This window comes from Ketobacter sp. GenoA1 (genome assembly GCF_003671475.1).
Lineage (GTDB): Bacteria > Pseudomonadota > Gammaproteobacteria > Pseudomonadales > Ketobacteraceae > Ketobacter.
Genome location: NZ_RCHM01000042.1, coordinates 663,234 through 678,230 on the forward strand (window position 1 = coordinate 663,234; position 14,997 = coordinate 678,230).

The 14,997-nt window shown below is 53.1% G+C and carries 12 protein-coding genes and 1 tRNA gene; 5 read left to right on the plus strand and 8 right to left on the minus strand.

The window, feature by feature from the left end; translation table 11 throughout:
- Positions 1 to 18: 18 nt before the first annotated feature.
- Both D9N13_RS17125 and D9N13_RS17130 read right to left on the minus strand, forming a co-directional pair.
- Positions 19 to 2,181 (minus strand): acetyl-CoA hydrolase/transferase C-terminal domain-containing protein, encoded by a 2,163-nt coding sequence (locus tag D9N13_RS17125; RefSeq protein ID WP_290592541.1) that lies wholly within the window; start codon positions 2,179 to 2,181, stop codon positions 19 to 21.
- A 96-nt stretch (positions 2,182 to 2,277) separates the two neighbouring features.
- On the minus strand, positions 2,278 to 4,422 hold the full coding sequence (locus D9N13_RS17130; RefSeq protein ID WP_290592543.1) for an EAL domain-containing protein: 2,145 nt from the start codon (positions 4,420 to 4,422) through the stop codon (positions 2,278 to 2,280).
- A gap of 484 nt (positions 4,423 to 4,906) precedes the next feature.
- On the opposite strand from D9N13_RS17130, the gene D9N13_RS17135 reads away from it, so the two are divergent.
- Entirely contained in the window at positions 4,907 to 6,295 is a 1,389-nt protein-coding gene (locus D9N13_RS17135; protein WP_290592545.1) for a PhoH family protein, read from the plus strand.
- An 11-nt stretch (positions 6,296 to 6,306) separates the two neighbouring features.
- Positions 6,307 to 6,963, plus strand: coding sequence for a 5'-deoxynucleotidase (gene yfbR / locus D9N13_RS17140; RefSeq protein ID WP_290592547.1), 657 nt, complete (start codon positions 6,307 to 6,309; stop codon positions 6,961 to 6,963).
- On the opposite strand, the gene D9N13_RS17145 is transcribed toward yfbR, so the two are convergent.
- Together D9N13_RS17145 and D9N13_RS17150 are read right to left on the minus strand one after the other, a co-directional pair.
- Positions 6,964 to 7,368: a cereblon family protein gene (locus tag D9N13_RS17145; protein WP_290592548.1), complete on the minus strand. Its 405-nt coding sequence runs from the start codon at positions 7,366 to 7,368 to the stop codon at positions 6,964 to 6,966.
- Between the two features lie 186 nt (positions 7,369 to 7,554).
- Positions 7,555 to 7,971 (minus strand): hypothetical protein, encoded by a 417-nt coding sequence (locus D9N13_RS17150; RefSeq protein WP_290592550.1) that lies wholly within the window; start codon positions 7,969 to 7,971, stop codon positions 7,555 to 7,557.
- A gap of 114 nt (positions 7,972 to 8,085) precedes the next feature.
- On the opposite strand from D9N13_RS17150, the gene D9N13_RS17155 reads away from it, so the two are divergent.
- Positions 8,086 to 8,295, plus strand: a complete 210-nt coding sequence (locus D9N13_RS17155) for a DUF2905 domain-containing protein (RefSeq protein WP_290592552.1) — start codon at positions 8,086 to 8,088, stop codon at positions 8,293 to 8,295.
- A gap of 16 nt (positions 8,296 to 8,311) precedes the next feature.
- Here D9N13_RS17155 and rimO read toward each other — a convergent pair whose 3' ends face one another.
- Positions 8,312 to 9,646, minus strand: coding sequence for a 30S ribosomal protein S12 methylthiotransferase RimO (gene rimO / locus D9N13_RS17160; protein WP_290592554.1), 1,335 nt, complete (start codon positions 9,644 to 9,646; stop codon positions 8,312 to 8,314).
- A gap of 243 nt (positions 9,647 to 9,889) precedes the next feature.
- Here rimO and D9N13_RS17165 point away from each other — a divergent pair.
- Positions 9,890 to 9,965: transfer RNA gene (locus D9N13_RS17165), tRNA-Gly, on the plus strand.
- Positions 9,966 to 10,045: 80 nt separating this feature from the next.
- On the opposite strand, the gene D9N13_RS17170 is transcribed toward D9N13_RS17165, so the two are convergent.
- From D9N13_RS17170 to D9N13_RS17180, 3 genes are read right to left on the minus strand one after another with little or no spacing between them, the layout of a single operon-like run.
- Positions 10,046 to 10,936 carry a cobalamin-binding protein gene (locus D9N13_RS17170; RefSeq protein WP_290592556.1) on the minus strand — a complete coding sequence of 297 codons (891 nt, stop codon included), beginning with the start codon at positions 10,934 to 10,936 and terminating at the stop codon, positions 10,046 to 10,048.
- On the minus strand, positions 10,923 to 13,322 hold the full coding sequence (locus D9N13_RS17175; RefSeq protein ID WP_290592558.1) for an efflux RND transporter permease subunit: 2,400 nt from the start codon (positions 13,320 to 13,322) through the stop codon (positions 10,923 to 10,925). Before D9N13_RS17175 ends, D9N13_RS17170 begins: the two co-directional genes overlap by 14 nt.
- Positions 13,323 to 13,377: 55 nt before the next feature.
- Positions 13,378 to 14,097, minus strand: coding sequence for a TetR/AcrR family transcriptional regulator (locus tag D9N13_RS17180; RefSeq protein ID WP_290592560.1), 720 nt, complete (start codon positions 14,095 to 14,097; stop codon positions 13,378 to 13,380).
- A gap of 147 nt (positions 14,098 to 14,244) precedes the next feature.
- Between D9N13_RS17180 and D9N13_RS17185 the strand changes: the two genes are divergently transcribed.
- Positions 14,245 to 14,904 carry a histidine phosphatase family protein gene (locus D9N13_RS17185; protein ID WP_290592562.1) on the plus strand — a complete coding sequence of 220 codons (660 nt, stop codon included), beginning with the start codon at positions 14,245 to 14,247 and terminating at the stop codon, positions 14,902 to 14,904.
- Positions 14,905 to 14,997 lie beyond the last annotated feature (93 nt).

Genomic DNA, 14,997 nt, shown 5'->3' on the forward strand with positions numbered 1-14,997 from the left:
GAAACCCGGCCATGGCATCTAGTTTAATACCTGCTCCAATTCATCCATCATCAGCACACGAGCAATTTTGTCTTCCAGGTTGTTGGGGTTATCCAATTGTACCCGGGCCAGGTATGGCAGGTGCTGCTCCGGTGTGGCCGGGTTCTGCAGCACTTTTATCAGCGCCTTGGCGATGGTGGATTTTTTCTCGGTTTTGGCTTTCATTGCTTTCAGGCAACGGGCCACCACCAGTTCCTCGGTGGTGAAATCAGTGCCGCAGGGAAACGCCGGAAACATTCCCTTGGCGCGATAGGGTGCCAATACAGCTTCCAGCTGCTCCGGGTAGTTATTGCGAAACTGCTCTGGTATCTGATAATCCCCGGGTAACTTACCGGCTTGCTTGGCTTTGGCCATGAGTTCAGGCTGGAAACGGGAATCCGCGATGTTGAGCATGGCTGCCACCACCTCTTTATCACATTTGCCTCGCACATCCGCAATGCCGTATTCCGTTACGTAAACATCCCTCAGGTGGCGTGGAATGGTAATGTGACCGTAGTTCCAAACGATGTTGGATTGGGTAACGCCATTTTTGTCGCGGGTACTTTTCAGCATCAGAATAGAGCGGCCGTCTTCCAGCTCGTGGGCCTGGGCCACAAAATTATACTGACCACCCACGCCGCTCACCACTCTGCCGCTTTCCAGCCCGTCAGAGGTGGCAGCACCCAAAGCATGGGCCATAAAGACCGTATTGATAAAGCGTGCCTTTTTGCGTTGCAGTCGTTTCAGCGTTTCACTGCCATACAGTTGATTGACATAACTGATATTGGTCATGTTGATGGCCCGCAGGGTATCTTCATCGAGGTTTTTTAAACCGTCATAGAATGATTTCGGGCCGAGGAAAAATCCCCCATGCATGATGCGGCCGTGTTGTAAACTATGGCCCAGGCACTGGCTGATGATAATATCCCGTGATTGATCCACTGCCGCCGAGACATGCTCACCCTGAGGGGTAACCAAGGCATCGTTATCCAGTTTGGTACCGGGTTTGAACAGGCCGAAGTGCACTAGGGTGTCGACATCCTCGCGGGTCAGGACGGGCTGAATATAACCCCCGTCAATCAGGGCATCCAGAGTTTCAATAGAGACATCGGTGTTAATCTTGCTTTCGTTAAGCAGCCGTTGAATGCCTTCATGATCGAACACCCTGCGACGCAGAATATCCGTCTTGATCAGATAGTAGAATCCATCCACAAACATTTCGCTGTTGCCATACAGGCCCTGCTCAAATGTGCCGGTGCCACCCAGCTTATGGATGGTGTTGCCGAATTTATCCAGGATATTCAGATCCTTCAGCACGCCATTATAGGCATCGTTCTGCTGGTGACGGATTTCACAACCGTAAACGATCGCATCGCCCAGTGATCCAATGCCGATTTGCAGAGTACCCCCATCGGCGATCAGGGTGCTGGCATAGAGGCCGATCATATGATCGATGGTGCTGACCGGCATGTTGGGTGGCGCGAACAGCGTTGAATAATACGCCTTGTTATTGACCACCATATCAAAGCAGTCTTCCTCGATCAGGGCATCGTTTTCCATGAAAGGTAGATTTTCGTTTACCTGGCCGATGATGAGGATGGGTTCACCCTGCTTTTTTCGGGCTTGCAGTGCCGGTAGCAGGTCGCGAGTGGTTTCAGGGTTGCAACTCATGCTATAGCGGTCTTTACCGTCTTCCACCCGATGCGCCAGCAGCTGGGCTATAACATTGATATCCAGTGCCAGCAGATCCCTGACCGAATGGGTGTAGTTTGTGCTGATGTAGTTCTGCTGGGCCAGGTCGTTGTTCAGCATGGCTCCCGACTTAAAGAAGAACTCATGAATCTCAATGTTGTCCGGCACCTTTCCGGCACGCAGATCACGCATGTAGTCCAGCCCCGGGTAGTTACCGAAAATCCGCTCCATAAAGGGGCCGAGAAAACGTTTTTGCAGACCGGTGCCGGGATCGGGAACTTCCAGAGAGAGCGCGGTGGCAATCAGCAACCGGATACTTGGATCCGCTTTCGCACGCTGGTAGAGTGCGTTGATCAGCTCCGGAGGTTTTCCCAAACCAAGGGGTAAGCCGATGCGGATGTCGTTACCAATGATTTTGAGAATATCATCTACGCAGTCTTCTACCTGGGTATGATGGATTGCTATTGTCATTGTAATAAATCCCTGCAAGTCATCTTATCCGCACACTATGCCCGATATCAGTCCTATGGGGTATGATCGAAATCAGATTTTGGCCGTGAATGTGGCTTACTCTGTCAGAACGGGGGCGACAACAATATGCCGGGCTTCCAGGCTGGAGACCGGCCCCTGAAAAAGCCGCCCCTGCATGGTGTGACAGCCCAGGTTCATCAGATAGTCTTTTTGCTGCGAGGTTTCCACACCCTCGGCTACCAGGTTGACGTTCAGACCGGTCGCCATGGCGCTGATGGCGCTGACAATACAGGCGTCACCGCTTTGGTACTGATTGTTGATGTGGCGGAGAAAGGACTCGTGTAACTTTATGGTGTTGATCGGCAGGCGGTGCAGGCAGCTGAGCGAAGAGTATCCGGTCCCGAAATCATCCACTGAAATGGAAAATCCCAAGCGGCTCAAGCGCTTGAGTTTGGTGGTGATCAGTGCAATATCACCTACCAGAAGATCCTCCGTGATTTCCAGCTCAATTTGATGGGGGGATACGTTATGGGCTTTCACCGCGCTCATTAACATGTTCTCAAAATCCGGATCTTCAACCTGCCTGGGGGAGAAGTTCACCGCAATGGTCAGAATCGGGTTGGCCCATTCCTCCAGATCCGCACAGACGCGATTGATAACCCAGGTCCCCAGCTCAATGATGATGCCGGTTTCTTCTGCAACGTTCAGGAAATCACCCGGAATCAGCACACCCCGGGTGGGATGGTTCCAGCGAATGTAGGCTTCAAGGGCATACACGGCAGAGGTTTGCATATTGAAAATAGGCTGGTATTCAAGAAAAAGCTGTTCGCCTTCAATGCATTGTCGCAGGTCCTGCTCTGTATTGAGCCGTTCCACGTAAGCCAGGTTCATTTTCTCACTGAAAAAGCGGAAGCTGTTTTTGCCGTTTGCCTTGATGTAATACATGGCAATATCGGCATTCTGGATAAGTTGATCCAGTTGTTCGCCATGATCCGGATACATGGCAATGCCGATGGAGCCACTGGCGTACAGTTCATGCTGTTCAATAAAGAAAGGCTGTTTCAGTTCATTGAGTATCTTGCGGGCGATGATGGATGCGTCTTCCTGGCTGTGAATGTTGGGCAGGAGCAATGTAAATTCATCACCACCAAAGCGGGATAATGTGTCCCCCTCACGCAGGCTTTCGCTGATGCGCCGTGCCACCGCCTGGATTAATTGATCCCCTATGGAATGCCCGAGGGAATCGTTAATCAGCTTAAATCGATCCAGATCCACGAACATGACTGCAACCTTGGAGCCGTTGCGCTTGCTGTGGGATATGGCCAGAGACAGTCTGTCCCGGAACAGGGTGCGGTTCGGCAGCCCGGTCAGCAGGTCATGGTAAGCCTGAAAACGCATCAGGGATTCCGCCTGCTTGCGATCGGTAATGTCCCGGGCGATACCATAGGTGCCGCGAAACTGGGGTTTGCTGCTGCGTCGCTCTATTTCATAGATGCCCATGGCGCTGATTTCAAAGGGCATGGACAGTGTCGTGAGCGCCCCATTTACATCCTGTCCCAGGCGTTTGCGCAGATGCAGTTCAGCCCGTTGTTCCAAACGTTTAACGGCCCGACGCTCATTAAATACAAAAGGATGCTGCTTACATTCTTCATCGCTCATCAGTGTACTGAAATGTTTTCCGATCAGTTCATCCTTGCTCACATTCAGTAATGATTCCACACGGTCGTTGATAAAGTTGATTTCGCCGCGTTCATTCAGGATGTAAATAATATCAGGGGAGTGATTGACCAGAAACCGGTGCATCTTTTCGGACTGTTTGATGCGTTCCTGGAGCGTGTTGAACTCAAAGCTGATTCGTCTCTGCTCCAGGGCATCTTTGATGGTTTTATCCAGCTCCAGCGGGTTATAGGGGGTGGTCAGCAAATAAATGGACGGTGTGTGCAGCAAGCTGGAGAACTCGGCGAAATGCCTGGAATCGCTCAGCGCAATCACAGGCAATTGCTCCCGGCGCTCTTTGATAAAGTAAAGCAGATCGCGCCAGGGCTGGGGGCCCGAGTTGGCCATCAGGATGACCAGATCGAAATTCGACCTTTTGATGGTTTCGATGGCGGCAGTACAGCTGTCTGCAATAATGCAGCTGTAGCCTTGAGAATTCACAAAACCGTTCAGCCCGTTGAGGGCGTGCTGACTTTCACTGATTAACAAGAGTTTGTGCGTAGGTCCATGCGTTCTTGTTGTCATTAGGAGGGCTCGCTGGGTTAGCCGTTCAGGTACACACAATCAGCGGGAATCTGTCACCGATTGATCCGCGTGTTGAGTATAAAGCGCTGGATGTTCGATGAGCAAACACGATTAGTGATAAAAGTCACCTGATTTAACTCAACTGGGTATATCAAAGATTTAACCAAAGGGTCATAGCAGTGTCACAGGGGAGGGGTAAAACAACAGAGAGAGAAAGGCATCTGCCAAGTAAATCAACAACTTAGCACAAAAAATGTTTGCCTGACATTGAATTTATGTTCTACATTCTAGATAAATTAAAGCAGAAATCATGAAGCGCGGGAACCCTTGTTCCGCAAATATCCTCAAGGAGAACAACAAGGGAATTCAAGACCTCAAACCTTTCCATTTTATTTCCGGGATTTTTTAGAAGGGAGGTAGGAAGAAGAAAGCACCACGGCTTTGGGAGCCGGTTACTACTAATCATTCTTCTTGAGGAACGCGAATGAGCAGCGCAGCAGAAAGTACCAAGAAAGCTTATGTAATCGATACCAACGTTTTAATTCATGATCCAAATTCAATTCTCAATTTTGATGAACATCTGGTTGTCATCCCCATCACGGTCTTGGAAGAACTCGATAAACTGAAAAACGGACACAAATCCATCGCGGCGGATTGCCGCTCGGCGATCCGGTTGATCGACAATGTTATTGCCGATAACCCCACCGAACGCCTGCAGCGAGGGGTGCCGATTCCCCGTGACAACGGCACCAGTCATCTGGGTAAGCTGGCGATCATGATGAATAAAACCGGAGAACCGCCGGAAGCCTGCCTGCCCAATGATAACAATGACAACAAAATCATTAATCGGGTTGTGCAGATGCAGCTGGAAAACCCGGAGTACAACTTTATTCTGGTCACCAAGGATATCAACATGCGGCTTAAGGCCCGCGGTTGTTGTATCCATGCCGAGGATTATCATAACGATCAGCTCATTTCGGATGTGAAGCAACTCACCACCGGTTACCACGAATTCGAGGGGTCGTTCTGGGATCGTGTGTCGCATGTGGATACCATTCAGCGGGAAAACGGGACCTACCATTCATTGGCGCGGGATGTGTTTGAAGGCCAGCTGTATCTCAATCAGTACATTCTGGACGATCAGGAGTTTCTGGCCAGGATTGAGGAGGTTACCGATGAGCACGTGCTGATCAAACATATCAAGCGCGAATCGCTCATGCATTTGTCCGCCTGGGGCTTACAGCCTCGCAATATTTATCAGGCAATGGCGCTGCACGCATTGCTGGACAATGATATTCATCTGGTGAACCTTACCGGCCCGGCAGGCTCAGGCAAGACCATACTGGCACTGGCTGCAGCCATTGAGATGACGGTGGCGAACAAGCAATACAACAAGATCATTGTGACCCGGTCCACGCCGCCTTTGGCTGAGGATCATGGCTTTCTCCCCGGTACCGAGGAGGAAAAAATGGACCCCTGGCTGGGTGCCATTACGGACAACATTGAGGCATTGCACATCCAGGATGAGAGCCCGCAAGGCAGCATTGAATACGTTAAGTCCAAAGCCAATATTCAATTCAAGGCACTCAATTATATCCGGGGCCGTAGCTTCCAGCGCAGCCTGATCCTGATCGACGAGTCGCAGAATCTGACCCCCCATCAGATGAAGGCAATCATTACTCGTGCCGGGGAGGGCAGTAAGGTAATCTGTCTGGGGAATCTGGCTCAGATAGATACACCCTACCTGAGCCCCATCAGCTCTGGCCTGACCTACATGACAGAGCGCTTCAAGGGCTTCAGGCACAGCAGTAGTCTGCGCTTGAATGGGATTCCCCGTTCCTTGCTGGCTGAGTACGCAGAAGCTAATCTGTAAACGGAGTTCGTTTGGGCGGCCCGTATCGCGGGCCGTTTTACGTTCTCGACAGCTTGCTGAATTCAAACACGTTAGACACCGGGGGCATTGTGCATCACTTTTTCGCTTACGTTTCCAAACTGAAATACATCCTGCGCTGGGGCTTAAAGCGCAATGTGGAAAATGAGAATGTGAAGGAGCACAGTTTTGACGTGGCCACCATCGCCCATGCCCTGGCGTTGATTCGCAACCGGGTTTACGGCGGTGACCTGGATGCCAACGAAATTGCCGTGATTGCCCTGTACCACGATGCATCCGAGGTATTGACCGGCGACCTGCCGGGGCCCATCAAGTATTTCAATCCCACTATTGCAGAAGCCTACAAAGATGTGGAGAAAGCTGCCAAGACCAAGCTGCTCACCATGTTGCCCAATGAGTTGCAGGATGAGTATTCACCTTTGATACAGGATCATCTGTTGCCGGAGGATACGCGCAGGCTGCTGAAGGCCGCGGATGTGTTATCGGCTTACATTAAATGTATCCACGAAGTGGACTCGAACAATCATGAATTTCAGGTGGCCAAGGAACGGGTTGAGGGTATGCTGCAGAGCTATGATTTGCCTGAAGTGGCGTATTTCATGGAGAAGTTCCTGCCCAGTTTCCGCCTGACCCTGGATGAACTGGGTTAACTAATCCAGCAACATCCGGTCCACGATGAGGGCGTAGAATCCGCTGCTGCCTTCACAACTGAAGTACCAACCAATGTGCTGATGACAACGGTTACAAAATCCGTGTTGCCAGGCGAAGCCTTCAAACCAGCTGAAATAATCGGTTGCTTTGCCACCCACCGTGACCCCCTCTGCGTGCAAATAGGTTTGCAGGTCAAAGCCGACACCGGCAGGATTGGTGAAAAAATGACAGGTTTCTCCGGCGATTGGGGTCAGGTGTTCGTTGCTGGTGAGTACGTTCAGGCAGGCTTTGCAGCGCACCCGGCTGGGCGCCCGTTTGACGGCGTCCTCGGTTTTTTCTTCGGGGTCCACGGCAGTGAGCAGTGGATCAAATGGCCGGGGTGTGTCGTGATCGAGACCTTGCATATCCGCTGGTTTGCTTAGTCAGTGAAGATGGAGGGGTACGTTGATCATCCAGTGTAGCAGCCCCCGGGGATTGTCACCATTTTGGTAGGCCGGGGTGGGGTGGAAGAGTGGGGGACCAACAAAGAGCCCCCGGTGTTCGGGGGCTAAACATACGTAAAATATACGCAGGAGAAGAAAGTGTGTTGATCAGGCGGTGATCTTTGCCCGCAGTTCCTGAGTCTTGCTCTGTACTTCGCGTAACTGCGCGCTGACCGTGTCGCGTACTTCCGCCAGGCGCGGTTTCAGGTCTTTGGCATAGGCTTTTTCAGCCTGCTGCTTGGCGTAGGCTGAGATCATGGTGGCGTTCCAATTAAAGCGGAACCGGTTATCGTAGGTGGCAACATTGAGGTTACGCAAAAAATCCCGCACCGTGGGATTGGCTTTGCGCAATTCAGCCAGCAGTTCGTTTAATTCGATTTTATCATCGGCTTCCACACCCAGTTCCTTCAGAATGCGCTGGCCTTCCAATTTTGCGACTTCCAAGCCCTTGCCTAATTCAGCCTGTAGCTTTTCACTTTGCTTTTTCAGCTGGTCCAACTGAACTTTGACTTTATCTTGAATCATGGTGTTTCCTCGTACCAAACGCTATTGGGATTGATAATGAATGGCGCCATGATAGTGTCAAAAATTAGAATGTTCTTACTAAATTGCGCAATGTCGGTGCAGGATTGGAGGAGTATGAGTAAGTTATTGATAATTCTGGGTATAGCTATCGCCGTGGTGGGTGTGGTACTGGTTTATGCACCGGGTTTACTGGGCTGGTTTGGTAAGCTGCCGGGGGATTTGCGTTGGCAAACTGAACGCGGCAGTGCTTACTTCCCCATCACATCTATGATCATCATCAGTGTGGTGCTGACCATTCTCATCAATGTGTTGGGGAAGCATTAACCTGATTAACCCTGTTCTAATCCTCCGGGTGGGCCAGTTCCGCCCATAAATCGTGCTCGTCCGCCTGGAAGATCCTGGCGGTCACCCTGTCCCCCGGCACCAGTTCCGTTTCGCCGTTCAGAAACACCAACCCGTCTATCTCCGGCGCGTCCGCTGCGGTGCGGCCTATGGCGCCTTCCTCATCCACCTCGTCAATAATGACATCCAGGATGGATCCGATTTTGGCTTGCAGTCGAGCAGCGGAAATCCGGGCCTGGACGGCCATAAAACGTTCGTAACGCTGCTGTTTGATCTCTTCAGGTACCGCGCCTTCCAGCTGGTTGGCGGTGGCGCCCTCCACGGCGGAATATTTGAAACAGCCCACCCGATCCAGCTGCGCCTGCTCCAGCCAGTCCAGCAGGATCTGGAAATCGGCCTCGGTTTCACCGGGGAAACCCACAATGAAGGTACTGCGCAAGGTGATATCGGGGCATATTTCCCGCCATTTTCGAATCCGTTCCAGGGTGTTTTCCGCATGAGCGGGGCGTTTCATGGCTTTCAGAACCGATGGGCTGGCGTGCTGGAAGGGGATGTCCAGATACGGGAGAATCTTGCCTTGCGCCATCATTGGAATAATCTCATCCACGTGAGGGTAGGGGTAAACGTAGTGCAGGCGTACCCAGATACCGAAGCTGGAGAGGGCTTCGCACAGCTCTTTCATGCGGGTTTTGAGGGGGCGCCCCTGCCAGAATCCGGTTTGGTAGCGGGTATCCACCCCATAGGCACTGGTGTCTTGTGAGATGATCAGCAGCTCCTGGACCCCGGCCTTAACCAGGCGCTCGGCCTCGTCCATGACATCGCCCACCGGACGGCTCACCAGATCCCCGCGCAGGGAGGGAATGATGCAGAATGTGCAGCGGTGGTTGCAGCCTTCGGAGATTTTCAGATAGGCATAGTGGCGGGGTGTGAGCTTGATCCCCTGGGCTGGCACCAGATCGGTGAAGGGATCATGGGTTTTGCTCTGGGGGACGTACTTATGGACCGCACCCACCACCTCTTCGTACGCCTGGGGGCCGGTAACGCTCAATACCTGAGGGTGGATGGCAGTGATCTGTTCAGCATCGCCGCCCATACAGCCGGTGACGATGACTTTGCCGTTCTCCTGCAGCGCCTCGCCGATGGCTTCCAGTGACTCCCGTTTGGCATCGTCGATGAAGCCACAGGTATTGACCACTACCACATCGGCATCGTCGTAGCTGGGCACAATGTCATAACCATCGATTTTCAATTGGGTCAGGATGCGCTCTGAATCCACCAGTGCTTTGGGGCACCCCAGGGAGATGAATCCTACTGTCTTGCGGCTTTCACTCATAAGTATCTGTTGCTCTTCAAGCTTTGATTGAATCGGCGGGCCCTGCGGCGGTGGGCAGCGGGGCTGCTGACGACCGGGGCGATGACCAAAATGGCGCCGTAGTTTGGTTATTGGCGGCGGTATTGTCAAATAGATGATGTATATCTTCGCTTAACCGGTGCTGTTGCCGCCGGGGTATGGGCAGCCCCTGAAAAAAAAGTTGACTCCCCGGCGGAGCCTCCTTAAAATTCGCGCCCACATAAAGCGGGAATAGCTCAGTTGGTAGAGCACAACCTTGCCAAGGTTGGGGTCGCGAGTTCGAGTCTCGTTTCCCGCTCCAAACATTCAAAAACCCGCAGTCGGCACCGGCTGCGGGTTTTTTATTGCTTATTGCGTGGGTGGCGGTGTCTGCCCCGCTCATCACTGTGGATAGTAGACTTTTCTTGCCTTATCCAGAATACCGCACAGATGTTCTGCCGCGTCCACGGTTCTGGGGGTGGATCGGGTATACATATCCTGATCCACAAAAAACATCAGATTGTGTTTTACCGCGTCCATGCTGCCCCAGGTTTCCCACTTTTGCTTCCAGTTGTCGATGGAGCGCTTGCCGTGATGGCCACCGGTTAACATAACCTGGGGGTTGCGGGTGACAATGGCTTCCACACTGACGATGGGGGAAGCTTCGCTGAGATCCCCAAATACGTTGACGCCGCCACACAGATGGTAAAGGTCGGTAATAAAATGACCACCGGCCAGGGTGTACAGCGGGTCTTCCCATACCTGGTAGAACACTTTCACGGGGGGCTTGTTGGCGTTGGCCTGTTGCAGTTCTGCCCTGCGGGCATCGTATTGCGCGGCCGCCCGGTCGGCGATGGCCTCGGTTCCGGTGAGCACGCCAAACTGGCGGATGTTGCGACTGATGCTGTCCATGGTTTTGGGGTCACTCATGTACACAGGTACCTTCAACAGAGAGAGCTTTTCCACCGTTTCGGCGCTGTTCCCCTCATACCAGCCTATGATCAGGTCCGGGTTCATGGCCAGGATGCGCTCGAAGTTAACCTGATTGTAACTGCCCACCAGTGGTATGGCTTTGGCAGCCTCCGGAAAGTCGCTGTAACTGACGGTGCCGACGATGCGATCGCCGGCACCGGCGGCAAACAGCACTTCGGTAATATGAGGCGCCAGGGAGACAATTCGCTGTGCCGGCCCGGGCAGTGTTACCTCACGCTGGCCATCGTCCACCAAAACAATGGGGGACGCCGGCAGCACCGAGCTGAGCAAAAGAAAACTAAGCGCACTAAGCCACTTCACTGGGTATTCCTTGTGTTTGATCCCGGGCTTTGCCGTCAGCCCCGGATTCTGTTTCGGTGTGGGGGGCTGCAACCTGCCCGGGTGTGGGTTTGGGGTGAATAAATCCGGCGAGCAGGATCATCATGCTGGGCAGGAAGAGAAAATCGAACACCAGTGCGATGATAATGGTCATGGAGACCATAATGCCCAGAATTGCGTTCACGTTGAAATCGGACAGCGCCAGCATACCAAAGCCCAGGCTCAGTACAATAGTGGTGGTGACCAGCGCAGCCCCAACATGCTCAAAGGCGTAATGGATGGCCTGCCTGACATCGCCGTGTTCCTGGTAGCCGCGCAGGTATTTCGCCATAAAGTGAACGGTGTCGTCCACCACGATACCCAGGGTAATGCCAAACACCACGGCCACAGCCAGATTCACCTCGCCAACGGCCATGCCCCAGATTCCCAGCATAATGGCAGCGGGGAATGCATTGGGAATGATACTGAGCACACCCAGTTTCCAGGAACCCAATGCCATCACCAGGATCACTGAAATGATGATGGTGGCGATGATGGTGCCATTGATCATGCTTTCAATATTTTTCTGCCCGATGGTGGCAAACATGATGGATGGGCTGGCGCCCACCGCGGCCAGTTCCGGGGCATTTTGCTTAAACCATTCCTGGGCCCGGTCCTCCATTGCCAGAATGTCCTTGGCTTTGGCGTCCTTGATGCTGACGGTGATGCGCAAAGCGGATTTGTTCATATCAACCTGATTGTTGACGTCCATGCCGAAGGGCAGGGACATCTCGTACAGCAGTTGGTATTGTGAGGCGTGCTCCCGGTTCTCAGGCAACCGGTAATACTCAGGATCGTCGCCATGCATGTTCTTATTCAGGCGCTTGAGGGTATCGGTAAACGTAAATACGTGGGTTACCATGGGTTGGGCCCGGTACCACTGAACAAACTCATCCACTTTAGTGAGGAACTGCGGGTCGTTAATGCCCTGGGATTCACCGGAATCCAGAGCATATTCAATAATGTTCACGCCGTTTAAATTGTCTTCGGTAAAATCCGCGGCACGGCGTACTTCCAATGTTTCCTTAAAGTAACCGAAATTATCATCATTGAGCTCGTTCTCCCCCACAAAGGCAATGCAGAACAGCGCAATCAGCAGGCTGCCGAAAAACAATTTTCTGGGATGGCGAATGGTAAATTCAGCCAGGTATGAAAACTGGGCACTGCGCTCGGTGTCTACCCTGGGGGCCTTGCGCGTGAACCACAGAATCAGTTGCGGCATGACGGTCAGTGTGAACACAAACGCAAAAAAGACACCAATGGCCGAGACCACACCCAGCTCCCGAAACGGCGGCGATTCACTGGACTGCATGCTGAGAAAACCGATTGCTGTGGTGAGGCTGGTGAGGAAGATGGGTTTGACGTTGACGTCCAGGCTGGTGAGCAGGGCGGTTTCCCGGGGCAGGCCCCGGCGTAAACCTTTCAGATAGGTGGAAAGCAGATGGATACAGTCCGCCACCGCCAGGGTCAGGATGATGATCGGTGAAGCAAAATTGATGTTGTTGATGGGTATGTTCAGCCAGCCCATGGAGCTTACCGCGATGACCACGCTGAACACGATCACCAGAACGGTAATGATGGTTCCGGAGACTGAGCGCAACAACAGCCCCACCAGTACAATGATGACCAGTAACATCAGCGGCACCAGTGTTTCGGTGTCTTTCTGGTTCATTTCGTTGAAGGCGTTATTGAGGGGGGCCACACCGGTAATCATGATCTCCAGATCCGGATATTGCCGGGAAAACTCAGCGCGAATCTCCCGCACTTTAGTCATTACTTCAGGGATGGCCTGGGTTTGATCTTCCGGCATGTTCAGTTGCACGTTGATGGCGCTGACATGGCCCGAGGGTGATATAAGCCGGTGTACCAGCAGCGGCTCATGGGTGGCGATGTCGCGGCGCCAGGCGATGTCGTCGGCGCTTAGCCGGTCTGCGTCCGGCACCAGATCCTCCACCATCAGATCATCGCCATCCACCACTGTGTTCTGGAAGTTGGTAATGGAATCCACCCGCTGGGAGTAGGGGATCTGCCAGCAGGCTTCGGTTAACGCTGCGATGGCCTTCAGGTTGTCGCGGGTAAAAATGTCACCGTTGGCCGGGTTCAATACCAGCAACACGTTATCACTGGCACTGAAACGATCCTGGATCATCTCGTTGGCCACCAACTGGGGATTGTCGGCTTCAAAAAAGATTTTATAGTCGGATTTAACCGAGAGTCTGGTGGCGCCCATGCCTACCACCACAATGGCCAGCAGGCTCAGTACCAACAGTGGCAGCCGGTATCGAAGCAACCAGACAGAGATGGCGTGATGCGTAAAATCGTTGTTCATGTTGGTCCCCATATCATTCCTTTGCGTTCAGCCCTATGCGTTAAGCCCTGTGCATTCAACTTTTTACCTGAGTGGTTCCAAGATACTCAAGTGCCCTTTGGTAAGCCCCGTGATAATCCTGCTCTGAACTGAGCGGATGCCACTGATATCCATCCAGCAGGTTGGTCATTTGGGTGAGCATGAGCTCATCGCTGGGGGAGAGCTGCAGCCCGCTGATCATGTCGCGGGCGTGATCCAGCACCAGCAAACCAAAGCTCATCGACCAGAGGCCAAAGCACAGGTCGTCGATCAGCACGTTGTTTTTCAATGTGAGGTCGCCTTTGTCGATGGCCAGTTGAATTACGGCACGGATCGCGTTCATCACCAGCGAATCCACCTGATCCATGCGCTCCAGTCGTTCCGGGGAGGCTTTCTCGCGGATGTTGTTGGTGCGGGCGGCAATGAGCAGGTCAAATTCTTCGGGAAAGCGCCGGGTGTATAACTGGTAGCCTACGCCGATGCAGATGATTTTCTCGCGGCTGCAGCCTTCCCAGGTGAGGGCACGCTGGAACAGGTCGTACATATGACCAAGGCTGTCCAGGCAGAGCGCGCACAGTATATCTTCTTTGCAGGTAAAGTGTTTGTAGACAGTGCCTTTCGCGTATTCGGTTAGTTCGGCTATTTTGTCCATGGTGAGGGCGGATACGCCCTCGCTGCGGATGATGTCCCGGGCGGCATTCACAAACAGCAGTTCACGCTGTTCAAATTCCCGCTGGCGTCTGGATTGGGCGTTCAAATGATTGCTCCGTCAAAGCGTGACGATTCGTCATATTTTCATCTCGACGTCAGGTATTGTCAACGGGATATTCTGGTATAGTGGTTACCGGGCCTGAGATTGAGCGATTAGTAAGGCAGTAAAGCATTGAAAAACTCAGAAATATTGATGCAATTGCATCCCGCATTAATTCCATCGTTGGAGCAGTTACCCAGTCACGTACCGGTGGCTCTGGTGACCCGGCACTCAATTCGGGAGCAGCCCGCTAACCGCTTTGCCGGCTACGATGTACCCCTCACACCGGAAGGCATTGAGCTGGCCCGGGAATGGGGGCGGTGCCTGAATCGCCCCATTGTAGCCCTGCACTCCAGCCCGGTTGGGCGCTGTGTAAAAACCGCCGAGGCAATGGCAGAGGGCGCCGGTATCGAGTTGCCGGTGGCAACCCACCCGGCCTTGGTTGAGCCCGGCAGCTATGTGGTGGATCTCCCGGTGGCGGGGCCTTACTTCGTGAAACTGGGGCCCCTGGCTTTTGCCCGTAAGCACTTGAAAAATGAGGTGCGCGGTGTGCTTTCACCACAGCAGGGCGCGAAACAACTGTTACAGCACATTGAAACCTCATTACGGCAGCCGGGTACGTTCACGGTTCATGTTACCCACGACACCATTCTGGCGTCTTTTATTTATTTCCTGCGCCGTGAATCCGATATTGACGAGGCGCACTGGCCCTGGATGCTGGAGGGGGCGTTCCTGTGGTTTGACGAAGGCCAGGTCCATTGGTTGTGGCGCGGCGAAGCCGGCAGCCTGCACCTGGACCAGATGGTGGATTGAACGTCGCCGCCGGGCTCCGGCGGTGGCAGCAGCGCCTGGTTTCCGTATAATGCCCCTCTCAATTTCAAGCTCCCGTTATGCAAACCAGGGGTT